7 protein-coding genes are annotated in these 5212 nt (G+C 42.2%); 3 read left to right on the top strand and 4 right to left on the bottom strand.

Annotation, left to right across the window (positions count from 1 at the left end; translation table 11 throughout):
* The 4 genes from ACE6ED_RS28980 to ACE6ED_RS28965 all read right to left on the bottom strand — a co-directional run.
* Nucleotides 1–498, bottom strand: a 498-nt coding sequence (locus tag ACE6ED_RS28980; RefSeq protein ID WP_410830928.1) for a carboxylesterase family protein, incomplete at its 3' end; no start/stop codon positions are given.
* A gap of 321 nt (nt 499–819) precedes the next feature.
* The gene (locus ACE6ED_RS28975) at nt 820–1161 is read right to left on the bottom strand and encodes an MmcQ/YjbR family DNA-binding protein (RefSeq protein WP_410830926.1); all 342 of its coding nucleotides are present in this window, start codon (nt 1159–1161) and stop codon (nt 820–822) included.
* 27 nt (nt 1162–1188) lie between these two features.
* Entirely contained in the window at nt 1189–2514 is a 1326-nt protein-coding gene (locus ACE6ED_RS28970; RefSeq protein WP_410830925.1) for a replication-associated recombination protein A, read from the bottom strand.
* A 48-nt stretch (nt 2515–2562) separates the two neighbouring features.
* Nucleotides 2563–3630, bottom strand: coding sequence for an AraC family transcriptional regulator (locus ACE6ED_RS28965; RefSeq protein WP_410830924.1), 1068 nt, complete (start codon nt 3628–3630; stop codon nt 2563–2565).
* On the opposite strand from ACE6ED_RS28965, the gene ACE6ED_RS28960 reads away from it, so the two are divergent.
* The 3 genes from ACE6ED_RS28960 to ACE6ED_RS28950 form a co-directional block, all read left to right on the top strand.
* Nucleotides 3614–4459, top strand: coding sequence for an SPL family radical SAM protein (locus ACE6ED_RS28960; RefSeq protein WP_410830923.1), 846 nt, complete (start codon nt 3614–3616; stop codon nt 4457–4459). The genes ACE6ED_RS28965 and ACE6ED_RS28960 overlap by 17 nt on opposite strands.
* Before the next feature lie 373 nt (nt 4460–4832).
* Entirely contained in the window at nt 4833–5099 is a 267-nt protein-coding gene (locus tag ACE6ED_RS28955; protein WP_410830922.1) for a carboxylesterase family protein, read from the top strand.
* The coding region (locus tag ACE6ED_RS28950; protein ID WP_410830929.1) for a carboxylesterase family protein at nt 5090–5212 on the top strand (123 nt) is incomplete at its 3' end. The genes ACE6ED_RS28955 and ACE6ED_RS28950, both read left to right, overlap by 10 nt.

Below are 5212 nucleotides of genomic sequence, written 5' to 3'. Positions count from 1 at the left end.
TTGCACCCATCTGAGCCCGGTGATGATGTCCTGCAGGCCGAGGTTAGTGGCGTCCGCGAAAGCGCCACCGTATTGAGAGAGCGAAAGCCAACCGAATGGGCCAAGCCGGTAGTTCAGGGACACTCCAATGGCGCGGCCGGTCGCGGCGAGACCTGAGGCATTCGAGGTGGTTTGGGTGTTCGCGCCGCGTTCGAAACCGCCACCGTAGATGTAGACGATCACGGGGAGCGGTTTGTCACCAGTGTCTTCGGGTGCCCAGACGTTAAGGTTAAGGCAGTCCTCGCTGACTCCGTTGTCAGCCTCTAACCAGCTATTGTCGCCGGGTTGCAGCGGGGCGGGTCCATACTGGTCGTATGGCAGGGCCGGATTAAACGGCAGCAAATCGGGCCGGCGGAAGCGTTCTGCACTGGCGTATGGGATGCCCAGCCAGGAGCGGACCGCTTGGGCAGCTGTATCGGTAATGTTGGTGCTTCCGTTGAAGGTATGATCAGGTTTCATTTGTATTGGTCCTTTCATTTGTGAAATAATATGATCATTTTAGGCCATTGTTTATAATAATAAAAGGTGAAATCAAGACTATAACTGACATATTTCGGACAATACAGAAGTGGAGCTAATAATTGATGATATGTTTTATACTTACCGTGTAAGTGACAAGTCCTCCCTCTCGTCATCTTTTGTTCTTCAGCACTTGAGCAGCTAAAGGATATAGAAACAGCGGCATTATAGGATACAATATCCTACAATGCCGCTGTATGGTTTAACATTATCCGTGCCGTTCACAATAATGTTATTAAACTTTAACAAATTGTTTGTGGGTTATTTCTTCACTTTACGTTTGGGTTTCGTCAGGTCAAAGCTATGTTTTACCATATCGTGAAGATCATCCTCCGGAAGGTTTCCATCTAAGATAATTGTATTCCAATGTTCTTTACTCATATGATATCCGGGTTTAACTTCTTCAAATGCATTCCGAAGGAATTCAGATCGATCAGGATCACACTTCAAGTTAACGCAAAGATGGCCATCTTTTTCAAATATCAATGCAAAGATTTTCTTATTTCCTTTGTGGCGTATGGCTGTCCAACCATCTCCAAATGGGTGATCCTCATACGAGGCAGGATAAGACAAACAGTATTCTACGATTTCTTCTAATTTCATTTTGATTCCCTCCTATATGTAAAGTTTTTATTTTTGATTATTGTTCTGCTTATACCATGCCGCAATTTCTTCCATCCTTTGTTTAATTTTGAATTCAGACCCCTGTGTTGTCGGATGGTAATATTGGCGTCCGATCAGGGATTCTGGCATAGTCTGCATCGTAGTTAGCTTTTCTTCTGTGTCATGGGCGTACTGATACCCTTTACCATAGTTCAGCTCTTTCATAAGCTTCGTTGGAGCGTTCCGAAGTTGCAAAGGCACAGGTTCACTCATGGAATGTAGGGCATCTTTTTTCGCATAGCGATAAGCTAAATAAGCAGAATTTGATTTGGGGGCCAGTGCCAGATATATAACGGCTTGTGTTAGGTGAACGTCGCACTCTGGCATCCCTATAAATTGACATGCTTGAAACACCGAAATAGCGATTTCCAAAGCCCTATTGTCTGCCAAACCCACATCCTCACTTGCAAATCTAACTAGCCTGCGAGCAATGAATAAAGGATCTTCACCTGATTCCAACATTCGAGACAACCAATAAATAGATGCATTTACATCACTATTTCGCATGGATTTATGCAGTGCGGAAATGATATTATAGTGTTCTTCTCCATCTTTATCATACAAAAGTGATTTCCGATGAATAATTTGCAGCAGCCCTTCTTTGCTAATTACAATAACTTCATCTTGCTTCTCTCCGTTAAGCACAGCGATTTCTAAGGTGTTTAATGCCACCCTGGCATCTCCATTTGAATATTCTGCGATTGCAGGAAGTACGCCCTCTTCTAAATCTATCTTTTGGTCTCCGTATCCTTTAGGATTCAAAATCGCTTTTTTTAATAATTCAACTATGTCTTCACTGCTAAGTTGGTGAAGTACAAAAACTTTGCTGCGTGATAACAAAGCTGAGTTAACTTCAAACGATGGATTTTCGGTTGTCGCGCCGATGAGAATAATGCTCCCTTTCTCCACATATGGAAGAAAGGCATCCTGTTGTGCCTTATTAAAGCGGTGAATTTCATCAATGAATAATAGGGTTTTCTCCCCTAATTTCCTATTTTCCTCAGCTTCCTTCATTATATTTCGGATTTCTTTAATGCCGCTAGTTACTGCACTAAAGTCAATAAACTTAGACTTGGTTTGATTGGCAATGATTTTGGCTAGCGTTGTTTTGCCAACACCTGGAGGGCCCCAAAATATCATAGAAGACACTTGATCATTTTTGATCATATCTTGCAGAACTTTTCCAGAGCCAAGTAAATGTTTTTGTCCTATAAAGTCTTCCAACGATTGAGGACGCACACGATTAGCCAACGGCCGATCATGTTCATTATCAAATAATGTTCCTTGTATCACAGTATCACTCCCTTTTTAAGAACAAGTGTGTTTCCCGATAATTTATAATTAAAGGTTCTGCTTTCGGAACTCTACAGGCGTATAGCCAGTTTCCCGTTTAAAAAATTTACTAAAATGAGTAGTCTCTTGAAAGTTAAGAATTTCAGCAATGTCGCTAATCAAGTAATCTGTATGCATTAATAAACGCTTAGCTTCTAGACTAATTCGGGCTGATATAAATGCTTTAGCACTTATTCCAACAGCTGCGGCCGTAACCCGTGTTAATGTTTTTTCTGTGCAATTTAAAAGTGCCGCATAATCACTAACATGATTTAACTTGGCATAATTTTTCTCCACTAATTCTTGGAATTTTAAAAACTTGTGTGAGACTTGAGAAGTAGCAGGGATATTTTTTTGTTTATGGATAATGTTGAGCCAAGTTACGAATGCATAAAGCTGAAAGCGTAACAACATATGAACATCCTCTTTGGCTACTTGAATTAAAGAGTCTTGAACCATCTGCTCTATCAATGTAATTGCTCGATGCAGCTCTGTATTATTTAAAGTTAGACTATTAGGTGTTCTTCCAATCTCAAATGTTAAATTCAGTTCATTCAATGTAAGTGAAGTAGGAAGAAGGAATTCCTTCCGGAATAGAATAACCCATCCGTCCCAGTTCTCATCGTCTCCGAAATTATGGACTTGTCCAGGCGTTACTGCTATCAATGTCCCTTCTTTACAATGGATGGGTTCAAAATCGATCCATTGAGTACAAATTCCTTCCGTGACACAAATGATCATATAAAATTCATAACGATAAGTAATTTTCATACGATCTTCTGGTGTTCGTTCTTTGAGAGAAGATACACTAAAAATCTCCAGATCGTAGGGATAAGAAAACACTGGTTTATATTTAAGAGGCCTTATATTTTTTTCTTGTTTGATTGAATGAACGATTACACGAACCTCCTTTAAGAGTATTGATGAAGCGAAATGTCCATAAAGTGTCATTGAATTTCCTGTTTTCGCCTTCATCCAATCTGACAGATGACCTAAAATGATCATACCATAATGCAAGGTCGAAACAAAACCTGCAGGCATCCAAAATAAGGAGGCTAACATGCTGGTTAATAGCATAACAGCAAAAAAAATCTTAACTGATATGAAAGGAGATTCCACGGTTGGTTTCACACATTCACTAAATCCTTATAGTGGTTGTGCTTTTGGATGTAAGTATTGCTACGTTAGAGAAATGCCTATTCAAAGGTACAGTGATACTCCATGGGGAGAATGGGTAAGCATCAAAACGAATGCGGCCGACAAATATCGGAGTGAGACGGTCAATCTCCGCCGAAGAAATAAATCCATTAATCTTTTTATGTCTACGGCAACAGATCCCTATCAACCACTGGAACGGAAGACGGAGCTTACACGCTCTATTTTAGAGGAGATGGTCAAACACCCTCCAGATTTCCTTCAGATACAAACTCGAAGTCCTCTTGTCGTAAGGGATCTTAACCTACTACTTGAACTAAATCAAAAATGCGAGGTCCTTGTCTCTATGACTATAGAAACAGATCGGGAAGATATGAAACGATTGTTTGCTCCCCATGCACCAGGTATTAAGTTACGTTTGCAGGCATTAAAAGAAGTGAATAACGCAGGAATCGCTACCCAAGCTTCCATTTCGCCTGTACTTCCATTCACACCCGATTTCCCTAAAACACTGGAGACCATCGTTGATCGGATCTACATCGACACACTTAACATTGGAGATGGAACAAGAGGGAAACGTTCCGAGCGCTTGGGCATGCCATTTTTGTTTAAAGAGAACGAGTTGTCCGGATGGTATCAAATGGATATTCATCTTAGAGTGGAAAAGTATTTTAAAAGGTTTTTTCCGGAAGAAATGATATTCATATCTTCTGATAAGGTTTATCCCCTAAAGGGAAAAGTATCTAAATAGGCGGGTCCTAACCTACTTTTAAAGTATAGGAAGATAAAGGAGAATGAACTTTTGAATTGTACAGCAATTGATTTTGAAACCGCAAACTTAACCAATCGAGTGCTTGCTCTCTGGGTTAGTTCAAGATAGAGATGGGATTGACTTGCATGTCCAAAATGTATCATACCAAGTCTATATTTTACCTTTCATTATTATGAATAATGGCCTAAAATGATCATATTTCTTCATCTATGAAAGGAGAAATACAAATGAAACCTGGCCACACTCTCAACGGAAAGAATGATCACACGAACAACACTGATACCGCTGCCCGAGCGATCCGCTCCTGGCTGGGCATCCCCTACGCCAGCGCAGAACGCTTCCGTCGCCCATCTTGCTACCGTTCAACCCGGATCTGCCATACGACCAAAAGGGAGCCGCACCGCTGCAACCCGGGGACAATAGCTGGTTAGAGGCCGACAACGGTTTAAGCGAAAACTGCCTTAACCTCAACGTCTGGGCACCGGAAGACGCTGGCGACGAACCGCTCCCCGTGATCGTCTACATCTACGGTGGCGGTTTCGAACGCGGCGCAAACACCAGACTACCTCGAACGCCTCAGGTCTCGCCGCAACCGGCCGCGCCATTGGTGTGTCCCTGAACTACCGGCTTGGCCCATTCGGTTGGCTTTCGCTCTCCCAATACGGCGGCGCTTTCGCGGACGCCACTAACTTCGGCCTGCAGGACATCATCACCGCGCTTAGATGGGTGCAG

This window comes from Paenibacillus nanchangensis (genome assembly GCF_046543445.1).
In the GTDB taxonomy this organism is placed as follows: Bacteria; Bacillota; Bacilli; order Paenibacillales; family Paenibacillaceae; genus Paenibacillus_AQ; species Paenibacillus_AQ nanchangensis.
The sequence above is the reverse complement of the archived record's forward strand: the minus strand, read 5'-3'. Positions and strand labels throughout refer to the sequence as shown.